At 39.5% G+C, this 2,727-nt stretch carries 1 protein-coding gene; it reads left to right on the top strand.

Annotation, left to right across the window (positions count from 1 at the left end; all coding sequences use genetic code 11):
• The coding region (locus tag F9B91_RS11200) for a pneumococcal-type histidine triad protein (RefSeq protein WP_150923308.1) at window positions 1–2,488 on the top strand (2,488 nt) is incomplete at its 5' end.
• Between the last annotated feature and the right edge of the window lie 239 nt (window positions 2,489–2,727).

Below are 2,727 nucleotides of genomic sequence, written 5' to 3'. Positions count from 1 at the left end.
TCCTCATGGGAATCACTTCCACTATATTCCGAAGAGTGATTTGTCTGCCAGTGAATTAGCTGCTGCGCAAGCCTTCTTATCTGGAAAAGGTGGTCAATTAAGTACAGTTGAATATCGTTCAAGCAGAGCTGAAACAAGATCTAGTGTGAGAACGAGTCAATCTGAGTCTCCTCAAAATCCTGCAGCAGCTCCTGAGAGTCAAAATGAGGATTTAGCTAGTCTCCTTCAAGAATTGTACGCTTTGCCCCTTAGCCAACGTCATGTGGAATCTGATGGATTAGTATTTGACCCAGCACAGATTACAAAACGTACTGCCAATGGTGTGGCAGTTCCTCACGGAGATCATTTCCATTTCATTCCTTATTCGCAAATGTCTGCTTTGGAAGAAAAATTGGCTCGAAATCTACCAATTGGAGGTCAGCCAGTTCAAAGTCATTCTAATAATACGAAACCAAGCAGCTCTGAGAAAACAAGTTCAACACCAAGTTCAACCATTAAACCAAACTTTAATCTCAATACGCCGGCACCGAATCGAGGAACTGGAGGAGCTTATACAACGGATGATGGGTATGTCTTTAGTCCGACAGATGTGATTGAAGATACAGGTGACGCTTTTGTTGTACCGCATGGAAATCATTTCCACTATATTCCTAAGAGTGATTTGTCAGCAGGAGAATTGGCTGCTGCTCAAGCCTATTGGAATGGGAAGCAGGGCTCACATTCTGCCACAAGCTCAAGTAAACCAAGTAGTGATAATGCTAAACCAGCCCAACCAAGTTTGACAGAGACTCCAAACCTGACTGTCACACCAACATATCATCAAAATCATGGGGAAGACATTTCAACACTTTTAAGTGAATTGTATGCCAAACCTTTGTCAGAACGCCATGTGGAATCGGATGGACTAGTCTTTGATCCGGCACAAATCATCAAACGTACAGCTAACGGTGTAGCAGTGCCTCACGGAGACCATTATCACTTTATTCCTTATTCACAAATGTCACCGCTGGAAGAAAAATTGGCTCGTATGATAGCTGTTAAGGGACAAAATGGCAGTGTCTTGCCAAGTGTTACTCCTCTGAAGCCGGCTCCTACTACCAAACCTCAAGCACCAGTGGAAAATAAACCGACTGAACTTGATGTCAACCAGGTTGTTAGAAAAGTTGGTGATGGTTATATTTTCGAGGATAAGGGCGCTAGTCGTTATGTTCTAGCTAAAGACTTAGCTAAGGATAAGATTGACGCTATTGAAAATCTCTTGTCAAAGAAAACTCAAGAGATACATGCCCTAGTTGCGAAGAAAGAAAATGTCGCTCCTCGTGACCAAGAATTTTATGATAAAGCATATAATTTATTGGCCGAGGCTCATAAAGCCTTGTCTGAAAATAAGGGTCGTACTTCTGATTTCCAAGCCTTAGACAAATTAGCAGAACGTTTGAATGATGAATCTTCTAATAAAGGAAAATTGGTAGATGATTTATTGTCATTCTTAGCACCAATTACCCATCCAGAGCGACTTGGAAAACCAAATTCTCAAATTGCTTATACAGACGATGAAATTAAATTAGCGAAATTAGCAGGTAAGTATACAACAGAAGATGGCTATATCTTTGACACTCGTGATATTACCAGTGATGAGGGAGATGCTTATGTAACTCCACATATGTCCCATAGTCATTGGATTAAGAAAGAGAGCTTGTCTGAAGCTGAAAGAGTGGCAGCCCAGGCTTATGCTAAAGAGAAAGGTTTGATACCTCCTTCAACAGAGAATCAGGGTTCAGGACATACTGAGGTTAAAGGAGTAGAAGCAATCTATAACAAAGTGGAAGCAGCTAAGAAGGTCCCACTTGATCATATTCCTTACAATCTACAACATACTGTTGAAGTTAAAAATGGTAGCTTAATTATACCTCATTACGACCATTACCATAACATTAAATTTGGTTGGTTTGACGAAGGACTCTATGAAGCACCTAAGGGTTATAGCCTTGAGGATCTCTTTGCGACTGTAAAATATTATGTTGAACATCCTGAAGAACGTCCTCACTCAGATAATGGTTGGGGAAATGCCAGCGACCATGTTCGTAAAAATAAGGCAGACAAAGACAGTAAATCTGATGAAGATAAGGAAGATCATCATGAATCAGACGAGTCAACCCGTCCTGAATCCAATGAAAAAGAAAATCATACAGGTTCAACCCCTTCAGTAGATAATCTTTATAAACCGAGCACTGATGAAGACGAGACAGAAGAAGTATCTAAAGATACAACAGACGAAGCTGAAGTCCCTCAAGTAGAAACCGAAAAAGTAGAAGCCAAACTCAAAGAAGTAGAAGCTCTACTTGCTAAAGTAACGGATGCTAGTTTGAAAGACAATGTGACAGAGAGCCTATCTGGTTTACGAAATAATCTGAGTCTCCAAACCATGGATAATAATGGCATCATGGCAGAAGCAGAGAAACTACTTGCTTTGTTAAAAAGAAAGTAATCCTCCATCTGTAAGTAAGGAAAAATCAACTAATGAAAAATGAAAGTCTCGATAAAGAGGCTTTCATTTTTATTATGTATATACGAAAAATTCTTGACAAGCAATACTAAAAAGAGTAAACTATTAACTAGTTAATTAACTGGTTCATCATTTTGTGGAGAATCAAATATATTTAAGAAATGAGGAAAGAATGAAAATCAATAAAAAATATGTAGCGGGTTCAGTGGCAGTTCTTGCCC

This window comes from Streptococcus mitis (assembly GCF_008763935.1).
Lineage (GTDB): Bacteria > Bacillota > Bacilli > Lactobacillales > Streptococcaceae > Streptococcus > Streptococcus mitis_DB.
The sequence above is the reverse complement of the archived record's forward strand: the minus strand, read 5'-3'. Positions and strand labels throughout refer to the sequence as shown.